16 protein-coding genes are annotated in these 23,284 nt (G+C 63.9%); 5 read left to right on the top strand and 11 right to left on the bottom strand.

The window, feature by feature from the left end; all coding sequences use genetic code 11:
• Positions 1–108 precede the first annotated feature (108 nt).
• On the top strand, positions 109–1,761 hold the full coding sequence (locus SAZ10_RS26460; protein ID WP_318612412.1) for a lysine--tRNA ligase: 1,653 nt from the start codon (positions 109–111) through the stop codon (positions 1,759–1,761).
• A gap of 10 nt (positions 1,762–1,771) precedes the next feature.
• Here the strand turns inward: SAZ10_RS26460 and SAZ10_RS26455 are convergent, their stop codons facing one another.
• The 8 genes from SAZ10_RS26455 to SAZ10_RS26420 all read right to left on the bottom strand — a co-directional run bounded on the left by SAZ10_RS26455 (position 1,772) and on the right by SAZ10_RS26420 (position 11,515).
• Positions 1,772–2,692 (bottom strand): thermonuclease family protein, encoded by a 921-nt coding sequence (locus SAZ10_RS26455; RefSeq protein WP_318612411.1) that lies wholly within the window; start codon positions 2,690–2,692, stop codon positions 1,772–1,774.
• A gap of 4 nt (positions 2,693–2,696) precedes the next feature.
• A complete protein-coding gene (locus tag SAZ10_RS26450; protein WP_318612410.1) occupies positions 2,697–3,347 on the bottom strand; it encodes a helix-turn-helix transcriptional regulator in 651 nt (216 codons plus the stop codon).
• A 141-nt stretch (positions 3,348–3,488) separates the two neighbouring features.
• On the bottom strand, positions 3,489–5,708 hold the full coding sequence (locus tag SAZ10_RS26445) for a 3-hydroxyacyl-CoA dehydrogenase NAD-binding domain-containing protein (protein WP_318612409.1): 2,220 nt from the start codon (positions 5,706–5,708) through the stop codon (positions 3,489–3,491).
• An 11-nt stretch (positions 5,709–5,719) separates the two neighbouring features.
• Positions 5,720–6,304: a cysteine hydrolase family protein gene (locus SAZ10_RS26440; RefSeq protein ID WP_318612408.1), complete on the bottom strand. Its 585-nt coding sequence runs from the start codon at positions 6,302–6,304 to the stop codon at positions 5,720–5,722.
• 2 nt (positions 6,305–6,306) lie between these two features.
• Positions 6,307–7,515, bottom strand: a complete 1,209-nt coding sequence (locus tag SAZ10_RS26435) for an acetyl-CoA C-acetyltransferase (protein ID WP_318612407.1) — start codon at positions 7,513–7,515, stop codon at positions 6,307–6,309.
• A 27-nt stretch (positions 7,516–7,542) separates the two neighbouring features.
• On the bottom strand, positions 7,543–8,715 hold the full coding sequence (locus tag SAZ10_RS26430) for an acyl-CoA dehydrogenase family protein (RefSeq protein ID WP_318612406.1): 1,173 nt from the start codon (positions 8,713–8,715) through the stop codon (positions 7,543–7,545).
• 243 nt (positions 8,716–8,958) lie between these two features.
• The gene (locus SAZ10_RS26425) at positions 8,959–10,755 is read right to left on the bottom strand and encodes an acyl-CoA dehydrogenase (RefSeq protein WP_318612405.1); all 1,797 of its coding nucleotides are present in this window, start codon (positions 10,753–10,755) and stop codon (positions 8,959–8,961) included.
• Positions 10,756–11,062: 307 nt separating this feature from the next.
• The gene (locus SAZ10_RS26420) at positions 11,063–11,515 is read right to left on the bottom strand and encodes a MerR family DNA-binding transcriptional regulator (protein WP_318612451.1); all 453 of its coding nucleotides are present in this window, start codon (positions 11,513–11,515) and stop codon (positions 11,063–11,065) included.
• A 440-nt stretch (positions 11,516–11,955) separates the two neighbouring features.
• Between SAZ10_RS26420 and SAZ10_RS26415 the strand changes: the two genes are divergently transcribed.
• The 3 genes from SAZ10_RS26415 to SAZ10_RS26405 all read left to right on the top strand — a co-directional run bounded on the left by SAZ10_RS26415 (position 11,956) and on the right by SAZ10_RS26405 (position 17,669).
• Complete coding sequence (locus SAZ10_RS26415) at positions 11,956–15,765, top strand: peptidoglycan-binding protein (protein ID WP_318612404.1); 3,810 nt, start codon at positions 11,956–11,958, stop codon at positions 15,763–15,765.
• 192 nt (positions 15,766–15,957) lie between these two features.
• A complete protein-coding gene (locus SAZ10_RS26410) occupies positions 15,958–16,884 on the top strand; it encodes a sulfite exporter TauE/SafE family protein (protein WP_318612403.1) in 927 nt (308 codons plus the stop codon).
• Between the two features lie 2 nt (positions 16,885–16,886).
• Positions 16,887–17,669 carry a TIGR02186 family protein gene (locus SAZ10_RS26405; protein ID WP_318612402.1) on the top strand — a complete coding sequence of 261 codons (783 nt, stop codon included), beginning with the start codon at positions 16,887–16,889 and terminating at the stop codon, positions 17,667–17,669.
• Positions 17,670–17,679: 10 nt separating this feature from the next.
• Here the strand turns inward: SAZ10_RS26405 and pdeM are convergent, their stop codons facing one another.
• From pdeM to SAZ10_RS26390, 3 genes are all read right to left on the bottom strand, one after another.
• Complete coding sequence (gene pdeM, locus SAZ10_RS26400; RefSeq protein WP_318612401.1) at positions 17,680–18,387, bottom strand: ligase-associated DNA damage response endonuclease PdeM; 708 nt, start codon at positions 18,385–18,387, stop codon at positions 17,680–17,682.
• Positions 18,384–20,900, bottom strand: coding sequence for a ligase-associated DNA damage response DEXH box helicase (locus SAZ10_RS26395; RefSeq protein ID WP_318612400.1), 2,517 nt, complete (start codon positions 20,898–20,900; stop codon positions 18,384–18,386). The genes pdeM and SAZ10_RS26395 overlap by 4 nt, the downstream gene beginning before the upstream one ends.
• A 301-nt stretch (positions 20,901–21,201) precedes the next feature.
• Complete coding sequence (locus tag SAZ10_RS26390; RefSeq protein WP_318612450.1) at positions 21,202–22,110, bottom strand: methyltransferase domain-containing protein; 909 nt, start codon at positions 22,108–22,110, stop codon at positions 21,202–21,204.
• A gap of 101 nt (positions 22,111–22,211) precedes the next feature.
• On the opposite strand from SAZ10_RS26390, the gene SAZ10_RS26385 reads away from it, so the two are divergent.
• Entirely contained in the window at positions 22,212–23,222 is a 1,011-nt protein-coding gene (locus SAZ10_RS26385) for a ligase-associated DNA damage response exonuclease (RefSeq protein WP_318612399.1), read from the top strand.
• The last annotated feature ends 62 nt before the right edge of the window (positions 23,223–23,284 follow it).

Genomic DNA, 23,284 nt, shown 5'->3' with positions numbered 1-23,284 from the left:
GCTATGCGAGCCCTGAGAGCCGTGCAAGGAAGAATTGACGCACTGCCAATGCCCGAATAGAGCAGGCCCCGAAACCGGCCCGGCCGGGAGAATGACAGGATCGCCGAAATGGCCTCGCTTCCCGAAATCGACCTCAACCCGGAGCTTCTGGCGGCTGCAGCCGAAAGCAAGGCTTGGCCGTTCGAGGAAGCAAAGAAAATCATCGATCGCTACCGGAAGTCCGATTTCCCCGAAACAGTGCTCTTCGAGACTGGCTACGGTCCCTCTGGCCTGCCGCATATCGGCACGTTCGGCGAGGTCGCTCGCACGACCATGGTTCGGCATGCCTTCCACGTCCTGACCGAAGACAAGGTCAAGACCAAGCTTCTCTGCTTTTCGGACGATATGGATGGCATGCGCAAGATTCCGGACAACGTGCCGGATCGCGCATTCCTCGAGCCGCACCTGCACAAGCCCTTGTCCTCGGTTCCCAATCCGTTCGGTGGCGACTACGCCAGCTTTGCCGACCACAATAACGCGATGCTGTGCCGATTCCTCGACACGTTCGGTTTCGACTACGAATTCGCAAGCGCTACGCAATACTACAAGTCCGGACGTTTCGACGAAATGTTGCTTCGCGCAGCGGAGCGCTACGACCAGATCATGGCGGTGATGCTGCCGACGCTCGGCGAGGAGCGGCAGGCGACATACAGCCCATTCTTGCCGATCTCGCCGAAGAGCGGCCGCGTGCTCTACGTGCCCATGAAGCGCGTGGACGCGAAGGCCGGCACGATAACCTTCGACGACGAGGATGGCGAGGAGACCACGCTGCCGGTCACCGGCGGCAAGGTGAAGCTGCAATGGAAGCCTGATTTCGGCATGCGCTGGGCAGCGCTCGGCGTCGACTTCGAAATGTTCGGCAAGGACCACCAGACGAATGCGGTCATCTATGATCGCATCTGCAGCATCCTGGGTGCCCGGCCGCCGGAGCACTTCGTCTACGAGCTGTTCCTCGACGAGCACGGCCAGAAGATCTCGAAATCGAAGGGCAACGGCCTTACCATCGATGAATGGTTGACCTACGCGCCTACCGAAAGCCTCGGGCTCTACATGTATCAACGGCCACGGCAGGCCAAGAAGCTCTACTTCGACGTGATCCCGAGGGCGGTCGACGAGTATTACCAGTTCCTGTCGGCCTATCCGCGCCAAGAATGGAAGGAGCGGCTCGGCAATCCGGTCTGGCATATGCACAACGGAAATCCGCCGCGTATCGACTTGCCAGTGTCGTTCGGGCTGCTCCTCAACCTGGTGAGCGCCTCGAATGCGCAGAACAAGAACGTTCTGTGGGGCTTTATTTCGCGCCATGCGGCCGGCGTGACGCCTGAGACGCACCCCGAGCTCGATCGGCTCGCCGAATATGCGATCCGCTACTTCGAGGATTTCGTGAGGCCCACCAAGGTCTATCGCGCGCCGGACGAGGTCGAGCGGGAGGCCCTGGCGAAGCTTGCAGAAACGCTGGCGGCACTGCCCTCAGGGGCGGATGGCGAGATGATCCAGCATGCGGCGCTCAACGTCGCCCGCAAGATCGAGCGCTATCAAGATCACTCGAAGCAGGCCCCGGAAGGCGGGCCGGGCGTCTCGGTCGCCTTCTTCCAGATGATCTACCAGGTGCTGATCGGCCAGGAGCGAGGGCCGCGCTTCGGCTCCTTCACCGCGCTCTACGGCGTCACCGAGACAAGGGCGCTCATCGAGAAAGCCCTGGCCGGCGAACTCGTGGCCTGAACGAGATCGGTCAATCGGCCGAATTCGGTCCCGCCTCGATCGGCATCGACTGGTCGGACGGCAAAGCCTCGGGTGCAGGCTCCTCAGCGGGAAGCGCTGGCGGCGGAGGGCCGAAAATCCCCATGCCTGTCTGACGGGCCGTGGCCTCGGCTTTCACATAGGGCCCGCCAGGCGTAGCGCGCGCCCAGCCGTTCGAGACGAGCCAGGCACCGACGTCCTGTTTGCCAAGGAGGCAGCCGACGACCTGGATCCCACTGCCGGCGTCCGGCGGCAGCTCGCAGGAAAGTGCCCTTCCCCGCAGCCATGCGCGGACGGCAGCTTGCGCGCGCGCACCGCACGCCCATTCGACGCCAGCATGCATGCAGGTCTCATCAGGACCGACGCTCTCGGTCCCGGCAATGACAATCTTGTGGCCCATGGCCTCGAATTCTGCGGAGCCGATCGCGACAGGCAGATAAAGAAGCCCGCCGTTCTTTTCTTTGGGCGGCGGCGGCAGTGCCTGGCTGAGCGGGCTCAGCGGCGCCCGCGGCTCGGCACGCACCAAGTCCTGGCCCTTCAACGGGGGTTCCGCGACAACATCTTGGCCGATCGGCCGCGCGAACTGGCTGGGTGGCCCGAGCGGCACGGGTCGCGCAAGCTGGCTGGGCGGGCTGAGGGGCGCACGGGGCTCGGCACGCGCAAGTTCCTGGGGCTTCACCGGAGGTTCCGCGACAATATCCTGGCCGATCGGCCGCGCGGGCTGGCTGGGAGGCGCGGACTGCTCCAGCAATTCCATGTCGGAAGGCTCGGGCGGAGCGTAGGTCTCCGCTGCAGCTTGCGTCGTTGCAGTGGATGGATCGGCTTCGCGACCCACGTGCCTGCCCGCCAGGATGACGAGCAGGCTAAGCCCCACCAGACCTGCCGCCGCAGCGCCGGCTACCGGAAAACGCATAACCCTACTGGCTCGCCCAGACGATGCGGGCGAGCCACTCGACCTCCCTCGCCGGGAGCGTTCGCGGCGGATGCGCCTCGTTGAGCGACAGAAGCTCGATCTTCTCGGCCGTGCGGCGCGACAGCACCTTGGCCATGACCTCGCCAGCAGTGGTCTTCACCACAACCCGGTCGCCACGGTGGACAGGCGCCGCTGGCTCCACGATCAGCATATCGCCGTCGCGATAGAGTGGCAGCATCGAGTCGCCCTGCACCTGCAAGGCATAGGCGCCCTCGCGCGCATTGGCGGGCAACTCGATCAGATCCCAGCCATGGCCGACCGGAAAACCGGCGTCGTCGAAAAAGCCGCCGGCGCCAGCCTGAGCGAAGCCGAGCATCGGCACTGACGATGCTCGAGCGAAGTGCCGTCCAGGCTGCCCGTTCTGCATGCCTTCGATGAGCGCAAGAAACTCGTCGAGCGAGGAGCCGGTCGCTTCGATGATCTTGGCGATCGACTCGGTCGAGGGCCAGCGCGGCCGGCCGTCGGCCGAAAGACGCTTCGACTTGTTGAAGGCAGTCGAATCGAGGCCGGCGCGTTTTGCAAGGCCCGACGCCGAGAGCGAGTAGCGATCGGCCAGGGCATCGATCGCGGCCCAGACGGAAGCGTGCGAGAGCATGGCGGCCCTGCGAAAGAGGAAAATATACCTTGGCCTTGTAGTCCGCCTGCACCCTGTTGTCCAGCCGGTCAGCGGCGGCCCGCGGACAAGCAAGCTTGCCGCGGCGCCTCGGCAGCATTCCTCAAGTGAGCCGCCGGCTGGCTATGCCGCCTCCTTGGCGCGCGCCTTCGCGTAAGGATCGAAGCGCTGGTAGAAGGTTTCGCCTTTCTCGGCCATGTCGATGATGAGCTTCGGCGACTTGAACTGGGCCCCGTATTTCTTCTGCAGTTCCCTCGCGCGCCTGACGAATTCGTTCTCGCCGATGCCGTCGATGTAGGACAGCGCCCCACCCGTGTAGGGCGCGAAGCCGAAGGCAAGGATAGAACCGACATCGGCCTCGCGCGGATCGGTGACGATGCCTTCCTCCATGACGCGTGCCGCTTCGAGCGCAATCACATAAAGGAAGCGCTGCTTCAGCTCCTCGACGTCGATCTGGTCGGGATCCCGTTGCGGATAGAGATCCTTCAGGCCAGGCCATAGCTTCTTTTTCGCAGGCTTCGGCGGGTAGTCGTAGAAGCCCTTGCCGTTCTTGCGGCCGAAGCGGCCGTGCTTGTCGACCATCGTGTTGATCAAGGTGAACTGATCCTTGTCCACGGCTTTTTCGCCCGCGTCCCGGATCGTCTGCTTCATGATCTTCTGGGCGAGGTCGATCGCTATCTCGTCGGTGAGCGCCAGCGGGCCGACCGGCATGCCTGCCATCTTCGCCGCATTCTCGATCATTGCCGCTGGCACGCCCTCGATCAGCATCTGGAAGGCTTCGGACATGTAGCGCAACACGCACCGGTTCACATAGAAGCCACGCGTGTCGTTGACGACGATCGGGGTCTTCCTGATCGCACGGGCATAGTCCAGCGCCACCGCAAGCGCCCTCTCGCTCGTCTTCTTGCCGAGGATCACTTCGACCAGCATCATGCGGTCGACCGGCGAGAAGAAGTGGATGCCGATGAAGTTCTCCGGCCGTGCCGAGTTCTTGGCGAGGCTGCTGATGGGAATGGTCGAGGTGTTCGACGCCAAGACCGCGAATGGGTCGAGCACAGCGTCGACTCTCTTCGTGGCGTCCTTCTTCACTTCGGAATCCTCGAACACGGCCTCGATGACAAGTTCGCAGCCGGCAAGATCGGCATAGTCGGCGGTCGGCTTGATGAAGGACAGCAGCCGCTCCTTGTCCTCGGGCTTGGCGCGGCCCTTCTTGATCTGCTCGGAGATCAGCGTCTCGGAATGCGCCTTGCCCCTCTCGGCCGTCGGCTGGTCGCGGTCGAGCAGCACGACGGGGATGCCGGCCTGTGCCGTCACATAGGCGATGCCCGCCCCCATGAAGCCGGCGCCCAGAACGCCGATCTTGGTGAATTTCGTCGCCGGCACGCCGGCCGGGCGGCGGGCGCCCTTGTTGAGCTCCTGCAAGGAGACGAACAGCGAGCGGATCATCATCGCCGCTTGAGTACTTTGCAGGATCTCGGTGAAGTAGCGCTGCTCGATCCTCAGCGCCGTTTCGAACGGGACCAGCAGGCCTTCATAGACGCATTTCATGATCGCCGTGGCGGCCGGATAGTTGCCGTAGGTCTCGCGCCGCAGGATGGCAATCGCCGGCGGCCAGAGGTTCGCACCGGCAACCGAATAGACCGGCCCACCGGGAATTTTGAAACCCTTCTCATCCCAGGGCGCCACCGGCTTCAGGCCATTCTTGATCATCGCCTTGGCAGCCTCGATCAGCTTGTCCGGCGCTGCGATCTCGTGGATCAGCCCCATGGCTTTCGCCTTCTGCGGCGTCAGGCTTTTGCCGGAGGTCAGCATCTGCAGGGCTTCCTGCGTGTTGGCGAGCCGCGGGACGCGCTGCGTGCCGCCGGCGCCCGGGAAAATGCCGACCTTCACCTCCGGCAACGCCATCTTGACCTTGTCCGAGTCGGCCGCGACGCGGCCATGGCAGGCGAGCGAAAGCTCGAAGGCGCCGCCCATGCAGGTGCCGTTGATCGCCGAGACCCACGGCTTGCCGGAGGTCTCCAGCTTGCGCCAGAGCCAACTCATGCGGCCGGCGCCATCGAAAAGCAGCTTGATCGCCTTGTCGTGATCCCTGGCCTTTTCCTTATGGAACAGTTCGAGCATGCCCTTCAGCATGTTGAGGTCGGCGCCACCGGAGAAGCTCTCCTTACCGGAGGTAATCACCGCGCCCTTGATGGAACCGTCGCCCTTCACCTGATCGATGATCTTCTCGAGCTCGTCCATCGCCTCCTCGGTGAAGACGTTCATCGAACGGTCGGGCATGTCCCAGGTGACGAGCGCGATGCCGTCGGTGTCGGTTTCGACGGTGAAATTCCTGTAGGTCATCTGATCCCTCCTCAGGCCGCTGCGCTGTTGCTAAGCGCCGCCACTACCGTGTCGGTCGTCTCGATCCTTGCGAATTCGCCGTCGAGATTGGACAAAGTCATCTCGTGGATCGCTTCGGCGCTTTCGGTCCTGCCGCCATAACCGATGCGGTCGAACGCATAGCAGGCGTCGCTTGCCGGTCGTGCGTCGAAGCCCAGATTGCCGGCCATCCGCGTGGTCGTCTCGACGCAATGGTTGGTGGTGATACCGGCGATCACGAGCGTGTCGTGACCGCCTTCACGCAGTCGTTTTTCCAGGTCGGTGCCGATGAAAGCGGAGTTCACGTGCTTGACGACAACAGGCTCGCCGGGCCGCTCGCGCGCCTCTTCGATCGGCTGATAGCCGCTCCGCTCTGGACGCAACAGAGAGTCAGGCTCCCTGGAGGCGTGGCGGATATGGAAAACTGCCATGCCGTGCCCCCTGAATGCGCCGAGAAGGCGAGCGATGTTGCGCAGAGCCAGCGGGTTGTTGCGCCGGCGCCCCGCTTTCTCCATCTCCAAGAAGGCCTGCTGCACATCGACGAGCAGCAAGGCTGTCCTTGCGGGAAGGACCGTCATCGTTACACTCTCTCGATGATGGTCGCGGTGCCCATGCCGGCACCGATGCAGAGCGTCACCAGCGCGGTGTTGAGGTTGCGCCGCTCAAGCTCGTCGAGCACCGTGCCGAAGATCATCGCGCCCGTCGCGCCGAGCGGGTGGCCCATCGCGATCGCGCCGCCATTGACGTTGATCTTCTCGGGATCGATCTCGAAAGCCTGGATATAGCGCAGCACCACCGCGGCGAAGGCCTCGTTGAGCTCGAAGAGATCGATGTCCTCCAGCTTCATTTTCGCCCGTTTGAGCAGCTTTTCCGTCACGTCGACCGGACCGGTCAGCATGATCGCCGGCTCCGAGCCGACATTGGCGAAGGCTTTTATGCGGGCGCGCGGTTTCAGCCCCATCGCCTTGCCGCCCTTCTTCGAGCCGAGCAGCACGGCCGCCGCCCCGTCGACAATGCCAGACGAATTGCCGGCATGATGGACGTGGTTGACCTCCTCGATCTCGGGATAGCGCTGCACGGCGACAGCGTCGAACCCCCCCATCTCGCCCGGAATCACGAAGGAAGGGTTCAGTGAGGCGAGCGCCTGCATGTCCGTCGAGGGCCGCATATGCTCATCGCGGTCGAGGATGGTGAGACCGTTCTGGTCCTTCACCGGGATCACGGAATCCTTGAACCAGCCTTTCTCCCAGGCCCTGGCCGCGCGCTTCTGGCTCTCGACCGCATAGGCGTCGACATCGTCGCGACTGAAGCCATATTTCGTTGCGATGAGATCGGCCGACACGCCCTGCGGCATGAAGTAGGACGGCAGCCCGACCGATGGATCCATGAACCAGGCTCCGCCGGACATGCCCATGCCGACGCGCGACATGGATTCGACGCCGCCGGCGATCACGATCTCATCCGCACCTTGCGCTATCTTCGCCGCGCCGAGATTGATGGCATCGAGACCCGAGGCGCAGAAGCGCGAGATCTGCATGCCCGGTGCGGAGGTCGCATAACCTGCCTCAAAGGCCGCGGCACGCGGTATCACCGAGCCCGCTTCGCCGACCGGATCGACGCAGCCGAAGATGATGTCGTCCACCGGAGAGGTGTCCAGGCCATTGCGGTCGCGGACCGCTTCAAGCGTCTTGGCAGCAAGCCTGACTGCCGGCACCTCATGCAGGGAGCCATCCTTCTTGCCGCGGCCGCGGGGGGTGCGCACGGCGTCGTAGACAAAGGCTTCAGCCATCTTCGTTCTCCCTTCGGCCGATCGCAGTCAGAGGCTGCGGGCGATCAGCAGCTTCATGATCTCATTGGTGCCGCCATAGATGCGCTGGACCCGCGCATCACGATACATGCGGGCGATAGGATATTCGTTCATGTAGCCATAGCCTCCATGCAGTTGAAGGCATTCGTCCACCACTTTTCCTTGAAGGTCGGAAAGCCAGTATTTGGCCATCGACGCGGTAACCGTATCGAGGCCCGATGCGATGTGGCGGGCGACGCAGTCATTATAGAAGACCCGGGCGATCGTGGCCTCTGTCTTCAGCTCGGCGAGCTTGAACTGCGTGTTCTGGAAGTCGATGACGGCCTTGCCGAACGCCTTGCGCTCCTTGACGTAGTCGAGGGTGACGGCAAGCGCCCGCTCGATCATGCCGATGGCGCCGGTACCGATCTGCAGGCGCTCCTGCGGCAATTGCTGCATGAGCTGTACGAAGCCCTGCCCTTCCTCGTGGCCGAGCAGGTTCGAGGTCGGTACGCGCACGTCGTTGAAGAAAAGCTCGGACGTATCGTTCGACTTCATGCCGATCTTGTCGAGGTTGCGGCCTCGCTCGAAACCCTCCACCTCGTCAGTCTCGACAACGATCAGCGAGATGCCCTTGGCGCCCTGGCTCGGATCCGTCTTGGTGACCACGATGATCAGATTGGCGAGCTGACCGTTGGTGATGAAGGTCTTCGAACCGCTGATGCGGTAATGGTTGCCGTCCCGGTCGGCGCGGGTCTTGATCCCTTGCAGGTCGGAGCCGGCGCCAGGCTCGGTCATGGCGATGGCGCCGATCAGCTCGCCGGTCGCCATCTTCGGCAGCCATTTTCTTTTCTGCTCCTCCGAGCCGTAGTGGAGGATATACGGCGCCACGATGGAATTATGCAGGCCGAGGCCGAAGCCGTCGACACCGACATGTGAGAGCGCCTCAATGATTGCGCTTTCATGCGCGAAACTGCCGCCGGCGCCGCCATATTCCTCCGGCATCGAAGCGCAGAGCAGACCCGCCGCGCCCGCCTTTGTCCAGCTCTCCCGATCGAAGCTCTCGGCCTTCTCGAATTCGTCGTAGCGCGGCGCGATCTCCTCGCTCAGGAAGCGGGTCGCCATGTCATAGAGGATGGCGACATCCTCTGTGACCCATGCGGGCTTCGGCAGGCCGAGGACTTCGGCGGGATTGGTGGTCATGTCGCGGCTCCAGCCGAGGCAGGTTGCGCCCTGTCGCGCCCCCCTCTGTCCTGCCGGACATCTCCCCCGCGAGGGGGGAGATTGGCTGTCGTCGATGGTTTCGCCAACCTTCGACGTTGCAGAACAGGCGCCGTCAGAGATGAAGGCCAATCTCCCCCCTTGTGGGGGAGATGTCCGGCAGGACAGAGGGGGGCAACGTAGAGCATCGACGTCTCACGCCCTATCTTGACTTCACGCCAATACTTAGAACGCCTCCGCCGGGAGCGCCATCATCGTATCTGCGCCGCTCGAAATGCGGGCCAGCCGAACGGCGGTCTCGGGCATGACGCGCTCCATGAAGAAGCGGCCCGTCGTGAGCTTGTTCTCGTAAAAGGCCGCAGCATCGCCGGCACCGTTGGCGAGCTTGGCCTGCGCCGTCTTCACCATCTGCCCCCACATGTAGCCCAGCGCCACCAGCCCGAAGAGATGCAGATAGTCAGTCGAGGCAGCACCTGCATTGTCGGGCTTCTGCATGGCATTCTGCACCAGCCACATGGTCGCCGCCTGCAGGTCGTTGAGCCCCTTCTTCAACGCCTTGGTGAAGGGCGCCATCTTGTCGTCGCCACGGTGCTCCTCACAGAAGTCGCCGACCTCCTTGAAGAATGCCTGGACTGCGCGCCCCCCATTCATGCCAAGTTTGCGGCCGACGAGGTCCAGCGCCTGGATCCCGTTGGCCCCCTCGTAGATCTGGGTGATGCGGGCATCGCGCACGAACTGGCTCATTCCGTGTTCTTCGATATAGCCATGGCCGCCGAATATCTGCTGCGCCATCACCGCATGCTCGAAGCCCTTGTCGGTGAGCACGCCTTTGATAACGGGCGTCATCAGACCCATGTGATCGTCGGCCGTCTGACGCTGCTTGTCGTCGCCAGAACGGTGGGCGACGTCAGACTTGAGCGCCGTCCACAAAACCAGCGCGCGCCCGGCCTCGTTGAAGGCCCTCATCGTCATTAGGGCGCGGCGGACATCGGGATGGACGATGATCGGATCCGCCCTCTGCTCCGGCGCCTTCGGACCGGAGAGCGAACGGCCCTGGATGCGCTCGCGCGCGTAGATCGCGGCGTTCTGGTAGGCGACCTCGGCGACCGACAGGCCCTGCATGCCGACAGACAGGCGCGCCTCGTTCATCATGGTGAACATGGCGCGCAATCCGCCATTCTCCTCGCCGAGCAGATAGCCTGTCGCCTCGTCGTAATTCATCACGCAGGTCGCGTTGCCGTGAATCCCCATCTTCTCTTCGATGGAGCCGCAGAAGACCGCGTTGCGGGCGCCGGGAGTGCCATCGGCCCCGAGTAGGAATTTCGGCACGATGAAGAGCGAGATACCCTTGGTGCCCTCAGGCGCGCCCTCGATGCGGGCGAGAACCAGATGCACGATATTCTCGGCGAGATCGTGCTCGCCCGACGAGATGAAGATCTTCTGACCCGAAATCCGGTAGGTGCCGTCGCCGTTCCGAACTGCCTTGGTGCGCAGCATGCCGAGATCGGTGCCGGCATGCGGTTCCGTCAGGTTCATGGTGCCTGTCCAGGCACCCTGGGTCATTTTCGGCAGCCAGGTGTTTTTCTGGTCGTCTGTGCCATGTGCGATAATCGCCGCAATCGCGCCCTGTGTTAGGCCGGCATACATCATGAAGGCCATGTTGGCCGACGAGAAATATTCGCCGACCGCCGAATGCACCGCGTGGGGCAGGCCCTGACCGCCATATTCGACCGGCACGGCAAGACCGAGCCACCCGCCCTCGCGATATTGCCGATAGGCCTCCTTGAAGACGGCCGGAGTCGTCACGGAGCCGTCGGGATGGTGCACGCATCCTTCGATGTCGCCGGCGCGGTTGGTCGGCTGGATGACGTTTTCGGCAAGCCTGGCACCTTCGGCAAGGATTGCCTCGAGGATCTCGGGCGTGGCGTCGGAGAAGCCCGGAAGGTTGCTGTAGCGCTCGTAACCGAGCACGTCCGTCAGGACGAAGAGCGTGTCATTGACCGGCGCCTTGTAGATCGGCATTAACTGTCCTCCGAAGTCTTTCCGGCCGATGCGACCGCTCCGCCGCTGGCCGTGCAAATCGTCGGGACCAGACCTACCAAACTTTGACGTTTGCGTAAACGTCAAAAGTTTCTCGCAGCTGAGCGCTCGTTGCGCACATGGCCAAAACGAAATCCGCCCGGAGAGGTCTCCGAGCGGATTGGGTCATGCTGACAATGAAGTCCGGCGTCGCTGCCGCCCTATCGCTTGTTTGCGATCGGCGGGTTGCCTGAAGCCGCTGCGCAATCTCCGCCTCAGCGGTACCCCATGCCCCGGACAGGACGTAGATTCAGGAGGAGGCGGCGCGAGCCGGCTGACGCTCGGCCAGCATGGAACGGACGGTGCCGATCATGTCGGTGAGTTCGACAATCGCCTCATCGATGGCAGTCCGCTGCTTTTCCAGACGCACGAGCTGCTTTTCGGATTTCTCCAGCGTCAGCTTCAGCTGCTTTGTGTTGGAGCCCGTCGGGTCGTAAAGATCCAGCATCTGCTTCACTTCGCGAAGCGAGAAACCGACCTTGCGGCCCAACAGGATGAGCTTGAGACGGGCAACGTCGCGGCGCGTGTAGAGCCGGGTGGTGCCGTCGCGATGCGGGCTCAACAGCCCCTTGTCCTCATAGAAACGCAACGTGCGAAGGGTTACGCCATACTTCTTGGCCAGTTCACCGATGCGAGCATAGCCATCGGGGGCCAAAACATTGTCGTTATTGGCCGCGTCGATGTCGGCCTTCACTATCTTCATCATTTTTCGCTTTCCCCGGCAATGGCACATGGGCTGCGCCAGACGGAAGCCTTCGGGGCTTTGGCTTCTCATTGTGGTTTCAACGGATGCACGAAAAGCGAGGCAAATGCTTCGCTCTTACGTTTACGTCAATCATATACCTGCCGAAGCTGCCTACCGCAAGGGCCGCATCCGCGCAAAGTGTCGCGGTTTCCCGCCTTCTCAGAGGGCCGGTAACTTCGGTTAACGCGTTGTTTACCACGATTGGGGAAATGTGCGCATGTCGGTCACCCGTGTCTATCCTGTATCGGAATTGGTTCACGGCTTTCGGACGTGGGGTGAAGATCGCACCGCAGGAAGCCATCCGTCCGGGCGATCTCGCCGGGTGCCGTTCGGCCCCGGCAGTGAATTTGAGAATGGGCTGGCCACAAGCCAGTCGCACTCGGCAAGCGGGCGTTTCGATGAACAGCAGGCGGTCCTATCTCGAAACACTGAATGCGGGCAGGCAGCGCAGGGCGCATAGCCCCATCGAGCAGCTCAACCGCTCGCTGGAAACGCTCGAAGAGCGTATCGGCCGCACGCCCGACAGGTGGAGCGGCGAGCGCGATGAAGCGGCGCGCGCGTCTCTTCCGCCGATCGAGGCCGGCCGCTGGGAGCCGCGCAGCAGCGAGGCTTCGCCCCATGCACGCGCCGAACGGACCGCCTCCCGTTTCGGCGAAAACGAACAATCCTCCTACCGCACCCTTGCCAGCGATCTCGAGCGCCTGCGCGACCAGGAAGACAGCGTCGCCGCCGTCGGCCGGATCGCGGGCGAGCTGAAGGGGCTGCGTGAAGAGCTGCGGCAGCAGATGACCACTGGGCTCAGGCGCGAGTTCGACGCGCTTCGCAAGGACATCGCGCGCGCCTACAGCGCGCCGGCAAAGGCGGTAAACGGCGCAGAGCTTACCGCGGAGTTCGACCGTCTTTCCGATGCCATCCATTCACTGTCGGAAAAGACCGACGACAAAGCCATCAAGCTGTTGCGCCTAGAACTGGAGCAGGTTCGCGGCGCGCTCGATTCGCTGGCACGCGAGGACACCGTCCGCTCGGTCGATCGCCGTTGGGAGGAGCTCGGCCGTCGCTTCGCCAAATTCGAGGATCGCTTCGACGCCCGGTCACGGGAAGACGCAGCCGATCCGGCGATCGCGGCGCTCAACGACCGCCTGGAACAGATCAATCAGGCCGTGAACAACCTTCCTGAATCACTGTCGCTCCGCTCCCTGGAGGAAAAGGTGCGCACGCTCGCCGGCGCAGTCGATCACTTCGCCCACCAGCAGGACAGCCTGCGCAGCGCTCCCCTCGATCTTATCGAGGAGCGGCTCGACGAGATCTCGCGGGCGATCGTCGCATCCGCGGCGACGGCAAGCGCTCCGCATTTCGACCCACAACCCTTCGAGCGCGTCGAGGCCCGCATCAGTTCCCTCGCCCGGCAGATCGAGGAGCTGATCGAAGACCGCCCGTCGGTCGAGGTGATCGACCGCCTGAACCTGCTGTCGCGCCGCGTCGACGAGATCGCAGCAGCCGGCCGCATGCCCGAAGAGTCGATCGAACGGCTTGCAAGGCAAGTCAGCATCATCTCCGACAAGCTCGATCGGGCGCCGGCGGCGCCGGATGCCGACCGTATCTTTCGCGGCATAGAGCAGCGCTTCGACATGCTCTCGGAGCTGCTGGACCGCAAGCAGGACGACGCGATCGAGCACAGCCAGACGGTGTTCCGCGACCTGGAGCGCCGGCTGGAAGTGCTTTCGGGGCGCCTCGATGATCGCGATGCCAGCCCCACCTTCGACAGCAGCGGCATCATGCATGCCATCGACGCTCGTTTCGAGGAACTGGCACGTCGTCTTGACACGCGCGGCTCTTCCGACCGAGCAATCTCCGGTCTCGAAGCGCGGCTCGAAGACATCTCGGCGCGGCTCGAAAGCTCGGCCGCCCCGGTCGCGGCGGTCGACCCCGGGATCATCCACAATCTCGAAGCCCAGGTCGCCGAGCTATCCCGGCATCTTGCGGGACCGAGCATGGCCTTCAGCGAATTCGACGACATCGCGCCGAGGCTCGACGAAATCGAGAAATCGCTGACCAGCACCCGTGAATCAATCGTGGAAGCGGCACGCCAGGCGGCAGAAAATGCCGTTCGCTCCTTGTCCGGCTCGAAGACGGAGACCGCCGCCGTCGCTGCGCTGGCGGACGACCTGAAATCCCTGGAAGATCTCGCCCGACGCTCGGACGAGCGCAATACCAAAACGTTCGAAGCAATCCACGACACGCTGCTCAAGATCGTCGAGCGACTGGGATCCCTCGAGGATACGACTGCAGCTGCGACGGACATTTCACGCAAGATCGCGCTGACCGACGCGCCCTCCATCGAGCCCGACGAGGACATGCATTTGGCCGGTGATCCGAGGCAGCTTGGCGGCGAAAGGCACGAAATGCCGCTGCCCAGGCGTTCGCCGGCTGAAGCCGCAGCAGAAGCAGCCGTCGCTGCGCTCGGAAGCGATGCGACCTCCGAGGCCGGAACCAATCGCGTCCGCTCCATGCTCGGCGGTATCTCGCGGGCCTTCTCCAAGAAGGAGCAAGAGCCAGCCAAGGCCGAACCGTCGCTGTCCGATTTCGAGAGCGACGCGGGCAGGTTCGAGCTCGACCAGCCGCTCGACCCTAAAATTGCCAACCGGCCACTCGAGCCGGGCTCCGGAGCGCCGGACCTCGGCGCAATCATGCGCCGGGTGCGCGACGAGCGAGGCCAGCCGCAACGCAACAGCGACAGCGATGCCGCGAAATCCGACTTCATCGCCGCGGCACGCCGCGCCGCGCAAGCCGCTGCGGCGGAAGCGGACATGATGAAGCGGAATCCTGAGCTTGGCGGGGCGGCCCGCAACGTGAAGATCGGCAAGCTGTTCCGTTCCAAGCGCAAGCCGATCCTGATGGCCACGACTGCGATACTGATCGCACTTGCCGGCCTGCAGCTCGGCAAGGCCTTCTTCAACAGCGATGCCAATCTCGCAAGCAGCCAGCGGGCGTCGCTGGCCGAGCAACCCGATCCGGATGCCGTCACGGCCGATAACTTGCCGCCTGCCGAAGAGATGCAGGCTCCGGCGTCGAGCGCGCTGCAGCCTTACGAGGCCCAAAGCGAAGCGCCTGCGGCGGAAAATCCCGTCGCGGTCGAAGCCGACGCCATTCCCGAGACGCCGATGGATTCGGAGGCTGGAGCACAGGCCGCCGACAAGGGCGCACAAACCGCTGCCGTTACGCCAGGCCAGACCGACGTTGCGCAGGCCGCAGCCCCTGCAGCGCCGGCGCGTGCAGCCGAGGCATCGCGTCGGCCCGAGACGGCCTCCAGGCCGGGCGATCAGGGAGCGCAGCCCGTACCGGCTGCGGCGTCAGCGGAGCCAGTGCCGGTCGATGCCGGCCCGGTTCCTCTGCGCGAAGCCGCCGAAGCCGGTGACCCCAAGGCGATGTTCGAAATAGGCTCGCGTTATGCCGACGGGCGCGGCACCAAGCAGGACATGAAGACCGCGGCGAAGTGGTACGAGAAGGCTGCCGAGCTCGGCCTCGTGCCCGCCCAATATCGCATCGGCAATTTCTACGAGAAGGGCATCGGCGTCGAGCGCGACATCGCAAAGGCCAAGACCTGGTACCAGATGGCGGCCGAGCAGGGCAACGCCAGCGCCATGCACAACCTCGCCGTGCTCTTTGCCATGGGCGCGGACGGTTCCGCCGACAACGACTCGGCCGCACGCTGGTTCGAGAAGGCGGCGGAGCTCGGCGTCAAGGACAGCCAGTTCAATCTGGGCATATTGTCGGCCAAGGGTGTCGGCGTGCCGCAGAACCTCGAAGAATCGTACAAATGGTTCGCGCTGGTCGCCAAGACCGGCGATCGCGACGCCGCCGCCAAGCGCGATGAGATAGCCAATGCGCTGAGGCCCGAGCAGCTGCAACGCGCCCGCGCCGCCACCGAGCTGTGGAAGGCGAAGCCGGTCGACGCCGAGACCAACACGGTATCGATCCCCGACGCCTGGCGCGAGAGCGACACAAAGACGGCGGGCATCGACATGAAGAAGGCTGTCCGCAACATCCAGGTGATCCTCAACAAGAACGGCTACGATGCCGGCTCCGCCGACGGCGTCATGGGGGCAAAGACCAAGCTCGCGATTGCTGCTTTCCAAAAAGCCAACGGCATGGAAGCGACCGGTGAAGTCAACGAGACGCTGGTGCGCAAGCTGCTCGAGAAAAAGTAGGCAGGACAGGCCCCAGCAGGCCGATCAAGCTGCTTAATCATGTTGCGAAATTCCTTGGAATTCCGGACATTTATCAGCTGCGGCGTTTGACTTCGCCCAAATGTCGGCGCAAGACCAGCTTACTTTTCTGAAACGTGTTCAGGTTTGGGGACGGGTCCGCGGGGGGACGCCTTGTTCGATCGGATTTGACGGGTGGGCATCTATCTCCCGATCGCCGAAATGTCGGTCAATTTCCTGGTGCTGCTCGCCATGGGCGCAGCGGTCGGGTTTCTTTCCGGCATGTTCGGGGTCGGAGGCGGCTTTCTCATCACGCCGCTCCTGATCTTCTACAACATACCGCCGGCGATCGCCGTGGCGACGGGTGCCAATCAGGTGATCGCGTCGTCTTTCTCGGGCTCGCTCGTGCATTTCAAGCGCGGCACTCTCGATCTCAAGCTAGGCACGATCCTGCTTCTCGGCGGTATCCTCGGCTCCTCGTTCGGCGCGCTCGTCTTCGCGCTCCTGCGCCGCGTCGGCCAGCTCGATCTTGTCGTGTCGCTGATCTACGTCGTCTTTCTCGGCTCGATCGGCGGGCTGATGCTCGTGGAAAGCGTGCGCGCCATCCAGAGGACGCGCTCCGGCGGGATTCCGCCGAGCCTCAAGAGATCAGGCCAGCATAACTGGATCCATCGGCTGCCGCTGAAGATGCGGTTCCGTACCTCCAAGCTGTTCGTCAGCGTGATCCCGGTGCTGGGGTTGGGCGCCGCGATCGGGTTTCTCGCCGCGATCATGGGCGTTGGCGGAGGCATCATCATGGTGCCGGCGCTGATCTACCTGCTCAAGGTGCCGACCAATGTCGTCGTCGGCACGTCGCTATTCCAGATCATCTTTGTCGCTGCCTACACGACCATCATCCAGGCGACCGCCAACCAGTCGGTCGACATCATGCTGGCGATTGCGCTGATGATCGGCGGCGTCGCCGGCGCGCAATACGGCGCGAAGGCAGGCCAGAAGCTGCGCGGCGAACAACTGCGTGCCTTGCTCGCAATCCTGGTTCTTGCCGTAGCGCTCCGTCTCGCCTTCGACCTGTTCGCGACGCCAGTCAGCCGCTATTCGCTGACGGGCCTGGAGCAACTCTAGGGATGCGCATCGCCTTCGCATCCCTCGCGCTGGTTCTGGTGGCCTGGTGTGCGCCGGCGCTCGCGCAGAAGCCAGTCAATCCGGAAAACCTCCAGATCGGGCTTTCCACAGACGTCGTCTATATCAGGGCCGATTTCACGGGCGCGGACCTCACCATCTTCGGCGCGCTCGAGAACGTGGATCCGCTCGTCGCACGGCAGGGCCGCTACGATGTCATCGTGGTGCTCGAAGGGCCGGCGCGACCGGTCGTGGTGCGACGCAAGGATCGCATACTCGGCATGTGGATCAACACACAGTCCGAGACCTTCGTGAACGTGCCGGTCTCCTATTCGATCGCCACGACACGCATGCTGCAGGACATTGCCGAGCCGAAGACCTTCCGCCAGCTCTCGCTCGGCGCCGACAGCATCTATCTACAGCCGGAGGAGCAGGACGATCCGGTCACGCTCGACGAATTCACCGATGCGCTCCGAGAACGTAAGAAGGCGACGGGTCTCTGGAATCTGCGCGCCGGCGGGGTACAGTTCCTGTCGCAGAACCTGTTCAGGGCAAGCGTGAGACTGGCGCGCGACGTGCCTGTCGGCACCCATAAGGCAAGAGCCTTTCTCTTCAAGAACGGCGTCTTCATCAAAGAAACGTCGGCGCCGCTCGCCATCGTGAAATCCGGCTTCGAGCAGTCGATTTCCAACTTCTCGCGCGAATACAGCTTCTTGTATGGCGTGGCAGCCGTGCTGATCGCCATCCTGATCGGCTGGGGTGGCAGTCTGGTCTTCCGGCGCGAGTGATGGCCCAGGATCAAGGTCGCAGAAGTGAACCTGCAATCGCAAAGACGCGGTCAGTCCCGATCATGTAGGCCATCAGCATTTCATGGCGGAACAGCCCGGCATAGGCTCGGTCGAGCACGTTGAGGGAGCCGGTGTAGGCGCCGAAGGCCGGCATGATCATGCGGCTGCCATCCGTCGCGAAGCAGCGGCGACGCACCGAACGGCCGCGCTGGACGATGCGCGCGCAAGGATGCAGGTGGCCGGCCACTTCCCCCGGCGCTGCGCCGCGTGCCGGCTCGTGCCGGAAAACGAGTTGCCCCATGGCAAGCTCGCGCACGGCATTTCCCGGCAGGTTCACCGGCAGATCGGGATCGTGGTTGCCGGCGATCCAGAACCACTCGCGCCCAGACATCAGCATTTCGAGCTGGTGGCGGAAGGAAGAATGCAGTCGGTTGACGCCATCGGTATCGTGGAAGCTGTCACCGAGGCTGACGACAATGGCGGGCTCATATTCGGCAATCACCGCAGAAAGCAGCGCCAGCGTCGCGGCAGTGTCGTATGGCGGGATCAGCCTGCCGCGGCGGGCGAAGGAGGAGCCCTTCTCGAGGTGGAGGTCGGAGACGACGAGCAGTCGGTTCGTCGGGAAGAACAATGCGCCCCGCCGGTCGGCAAAAGCCGGCTCGCCGGCGATACGGATCGTCGCCTCGCTCTCCTCCACCCGCCGCGCCAACGCCGTCATGCAGTCCCCATCGCTTCCTTCACCAGCTCGGCTTCGCTCAGCAGCATCTCGTTCGCCTCGCCGGCCACCGATTCCTTGCCGATCTCGACCATGACCGGAACGGCGAGCGGCGAGATCTGTTCGAGCCTCTTATGCACGATTCGCCCGCGGACACGGGAGAGCATGTCGCTCAGCCTCCTGACGTCCAGCAAGACGGTCGCAGCATCGGCCCTCGTCGCCTGTAGGAGGATGTGATCGGGCTCGTGCGTGCGCAGCACGTCATAGATCAGATCCGAGGAGACCGTCACCTGCTTGCCGCTCTTCTCCTGGCCGGGATGGCGGCGCTCGATCAGCCCCGAGATGATGGCGCAATTGCGGAAGGTGCGCTTCAAGAGATAGCTTTCCGCGAGCCAGACCTCGAGATCGTCGCCCAGCATGTCCTCGGCGAACAGCTCGGCGAGCGTCGGCTTGCCCCGCTTGAACAGGTGGCCGAGATCGCCGAAAGCCCAGACGGCCAGCGAATAATCAGTGGCGACGAAGCCGAGCGGCCGGGCGCCGGCGCGCTCCAGACGTCGCGTGAGCAGCATGCCGAGCGTCTGGTGCGCCAACCGCCCCTCGAAGGGGTAGCAGACCATGTAATGTCGGTGACCGCGCGGAAAGGTCTCGACCAGGAGATCGCGGCGCCCGGGCAGCACCGATTTTTCCTTCTGCAGGCGCAGCCAGTCGGAAACCTGTTCCGGCAGCATCTTCCAACGTTCCGGATCGGCAAGCATGCCGCGCACCGTGTCGGCGAGGTAGGTCGAGAGGGGGAACTTGCCGCCCGCATACATGGGGATCTTGGCGTCGTCGCCGGACGCATTGGAGACGAAGCACTCATTATCGCGGATGCCTTCGAAGCGCAGCGTCTTGCCGGCGAACATGAATGTATCGCCGCGCGCCAGCGACTCGATGAAATATTCCTCGATTTTGCCGAGCACCGGACCGCCACGGGCCGCCGCACCCGCGCCCTTGCGCGCGTAGCGGACATTAAGCATGGGCGCCTCGACGATGGTGCCGACGTTGAGCCTGTATTGCTGCGCGACGAAAGGATTGGCGATGCGCCACTTGCCGTCCTTCGTGAGCCGGATACGCGCGTAGCGCTCGTAGGTCTTCAGCGCATAGCCGCCTGTCGCGACGAAATCGACGACACGATCGAAAGTCGCACGATCAAGCGTCGCATAGGGCGCAGCGCAGCGGATTTCGCCATAGAGCTCGTCGGAAGAGAACGCCCCGCCGCATGCCACGCCCAGCACATGCTGCGAGAGCACGTCGAGCGCGCCGTCGAGCAGCGCCGGAGTATCCTGTGCGCCGATGGTGCTCGCTTCGAGCGCGGCACGACATTCGAGCACCTCGAAACGGTTGGACGGCACGAGAATGGCCTTGCTCGGCTCGTCCATGCGGTGGTTGGCGCGGCCGATGCGTTGGGCGAGCCTGCTTGCGCCCTTGGGCGCCCCGACATGGATGACGAGATCGACATCGCCCCAGTCGATGCCGAGGTCGAGCGTCGAGGTGGCGACCACGGCGCGTAGGCTGTTGGTCTCCATCGCTTTCTCGACGCGCCGGCGCTGGCCGACATCGAGCGAGCCGTGGTGCAACGCGATCGGCAGCGAATCCTCGTTGATGCGCCACAGTTCCTGGAACAGCATCTCGGCCTGGCTGCGCGTGTTGACGAAGAGCAGCGTCGTGCGGTGCCGCTTGATCTCGCGGTAGATCTCGGGAACGGCGTAGCGGGTCATGTGGCCGGCCCAGGGCACGTGCTGCTCCGAATCGAGGATGGTGATCTCGGGCTTGGCGCCGCCGGAGACGGTGATCAGCTCCGACATGTCGCCCGGAGGGTTCTGGCTCACCAACCAGCGGCGCAGCTCATCGGGATCGGAAACGGTCGCGGAAAGGCCGATCGTCTGGACATTGGGTCGCAGTTTGCGCAGCCGGGCGAGACCGAGCGCAAGCAGATGGCCGCGCTTGGAGGTGACCAGCGAGTGCAGCTCGTCGAAGATCACATAGCGCAGGCCCGAGAAGAACCGGCCGGCATCCGTCGTCGCGATCAGCAGCGCGAGTTGCTCGGGAGTCGTCAGCAATATGTCCGGCGGCGCCAGCTTCTGGCGCTGGCGCTTGTGCATGGGCGTGTCGCCGGTGCGGGTCTCCATCGTGATCGGCAGCCCCATCTCGCCGACCGGCTTGCCGAGATTGCGCTCGATGTCGACGGCGAGCGCCTTGAGCGGCGAGATGTAGAGCGTATGAATGCCACGATAGGCCTCGCCGGGCTTGCGCTTCGGACGGGTGGCAAGCTCGGTCAGGCTCGGCAGGAAGCCGGCCAGCGTCTTGCCCGCGCCGGTCGGCGCAATGAGCAGCGCCGATTTGCCGGCCTGCGCCTTCGCCAGGAGTTCGATCTGATGCGCCCGCGGCGACCAGCCGCGATCCGCGAACCATTTCAGGAAGGGTTCGGGGAGGTGGGCGGACTGACTCCCGACTTCGGAGGGAACCTTCACTGTCATGAAGCAGGTCCAGCCGGGTTGCTCGCGCCCGGTCGCGCCCCCCTCTGTCCTGCCGGACATCTCCCCCACAAGGGGGGAGATTGGCTATCGTCGAGGGTTTCGCCAATCTCCGAGGCTGCGGATTGGCGAAACCAAAACGGCCGTCCAATCTCCCCCCTTGTGGGGGAGATGTCCGGCAGGACAGAGGGGGGCAACGTAGAGTGCAAAGGTCGACGAGCTCTGTTCGTGTCGCAGAAAAGCTAGCGCGCCAGCTTCCTGTCGCCAAGCGAATTTCAGAACAAAACGTGATCGCCCGTGCTCGTCAGTGCTTCACGGCAACGACAATCAGCCCTTCGACGGGTGCATTCCGGTCTTGCCGGATCGTGGCGCTGCCCAGCCAGAGAAGGTCAAAGCCCGAGCTGTTCAGCAGCCCTCGGACGTACTCCTCCGAATGCGCGTAGCGCCGCGTCTCCCTCAGACGCATAGGCTCCGGCCCGTCGTACTTTTCGACCGAGAAGGCGAAGAGCCCGCCTTTCGACAACCCCACCGCGACCTTCGCGAAAACACGCTCCAGTGCCCCGACATACAGGAAGACGTCGGCGGCCGTGACGAGATCGGCCTTCCCTTCCGGCATGTCGAAGGTCTGCAGATCGGCTTTGACCAAGTGGTCGTAGACGCCCCTCGCCTCGGCCTTCTTGAGCATTGCTGCCGAGATGTCGCAGCCCTCGAGGAAATCGCAGACCGGGTGAAGCCTTTGGCCCATCAGACCGGTGCCGCAGCCGAGATCGACGGCATGGCCGAAGCGCGGGTGGCCTGTGCCGGCGATCGCTTCGCACAGCAGTTCGGGCACGCGATAGCCCAGCTTCTCGACCAGCGATTTGTCGAAGGTCGGGGCATACTGGTCGAACAGCGCTTCGACGAAGGCCGGAGGCGGCGCGCTCACGGCCGGCGCGCGACCGACAAGCTGCAGCTTCAACGATGCGCCGGCGCGGTCGGCCGGATCGAGCTTCAACGCGGTTGACCAGGCTTCAGCCGCGGCATCGAGAGCACCGGCCGCCTCATGCATCTCGCCCATGCGGAACCAGCCCAGCACCCAGCCGGGCGCGAGGTCCAGCGCGCCGAGCATCAGCTCGGCGGCCGCCGCATGCTCGCCATTGGCGAACAGCAATTCCGCATAATCGGCCCGGCGATCGGCAAGAAGATCGCCGGAGGAACGCTTGATTGATGTCAGGTGTCGTTTTCCCGCCCCGAATGACGGCCTGACATATCAACGAGTCAGGAGCCTGATTCAATAGGCTTTTCCCGGTGCGCCAAACGATTATCTTGGTAAGCATGCGTGCACGGGACCTGCTGAAGCCGAGGCCGGAAGGGCTCTATTGTCCGCCGGGCGACTTCTATATCGACCCGGTGAGGCAGGTCGGCCGCGCGCTGATCACTCACGGCCACTCCGACCACGCCCGACCGGGTCATCGTGCCGTGCTGGCCACCAGGCAAACGCTGGACATCATGGCCCTGCGTTATGGCGAAGAGTTCGCGGGAACGACGCAAGCGGTTGCCTATGGCGAGCCGATCGAAATGAACGGCGTGCGCGTGGTCTTTCATCCGGCAGGCCATGTGCTGGGCTCGGCGCAGATCGCCGTCGAGTTCAACGGCCTGCGCATCGTCGCCTCCGGCGACTACAAGCGCGCGCCCGACCCAACCTGCGTCGCCTTCGAGCCGGTCAAATGTGATGTCTTCATCACCGAGGCGACGTTCGGTCTGCCAGTCTTCCGCCATCCGAACGGGCTCGATGAGATCGGCCGCCTGCTGCGCTCGGTCGCGCAATTCCCGGAGAGATCCCACGTGGTCGGCGCCTATGCACTTGGCAAGGCGCAGCGCGTCATGCGGCTCCTGCGCGACGCCGGCTACGAACAGCCGATCTACATCCATGGCGCGCTGGCTGATATCAGCGAGTACTACCAGAGCCAGGGTATCGACCTCGGCCGGCTCGAGCCGGCGACGGTCGAGAAGGGCAGCAAGCGTGATTTCGCCGGCGCCGTCATCGTCGGCCCGCCGACTGCCTTCGCCGACCGCTGGGCGCGGCGCTTCCCCGACCCCATCTCCTGCTTTGCCTCGGGCTGGATGCGCATCCGCCAGCGCGCCAGGCAGGGCGGCGTCGAGCTGCCGCTCATCATCTCCGACCATTCGGACTGGGACGAGCTCATCGACACGATCAAGGAAACGGGCGCATCTGAGATCTGGGTCACGCATGGCCGTGAGGAGGCCCTGGTGCGCTGGTGCGAGCTCGAAGGCATCGCCGCGCAGCCCCTGCATCTCGTCGGCTATGAGGACGAGGGGGATTGAGAATGACTGACAAAGCCGCGTTCCGTCGCGCCCCCCTCTATCCTGAGCTTGTCGAAGGTGCC

Origin of the sequence: Mesorhizobium sp. BAC0120 (assembly GCF_033542235.1) — a bacterium.
Classification (GTDB): Bacteria; Pseudomonadota; Alphaproteobacteria; order Rhizobiales; family Rhizobiaceae; genus JAWRCU01.
This window is presented reverse-complemented; position numbering and strand designations above follow the sequence as displayed.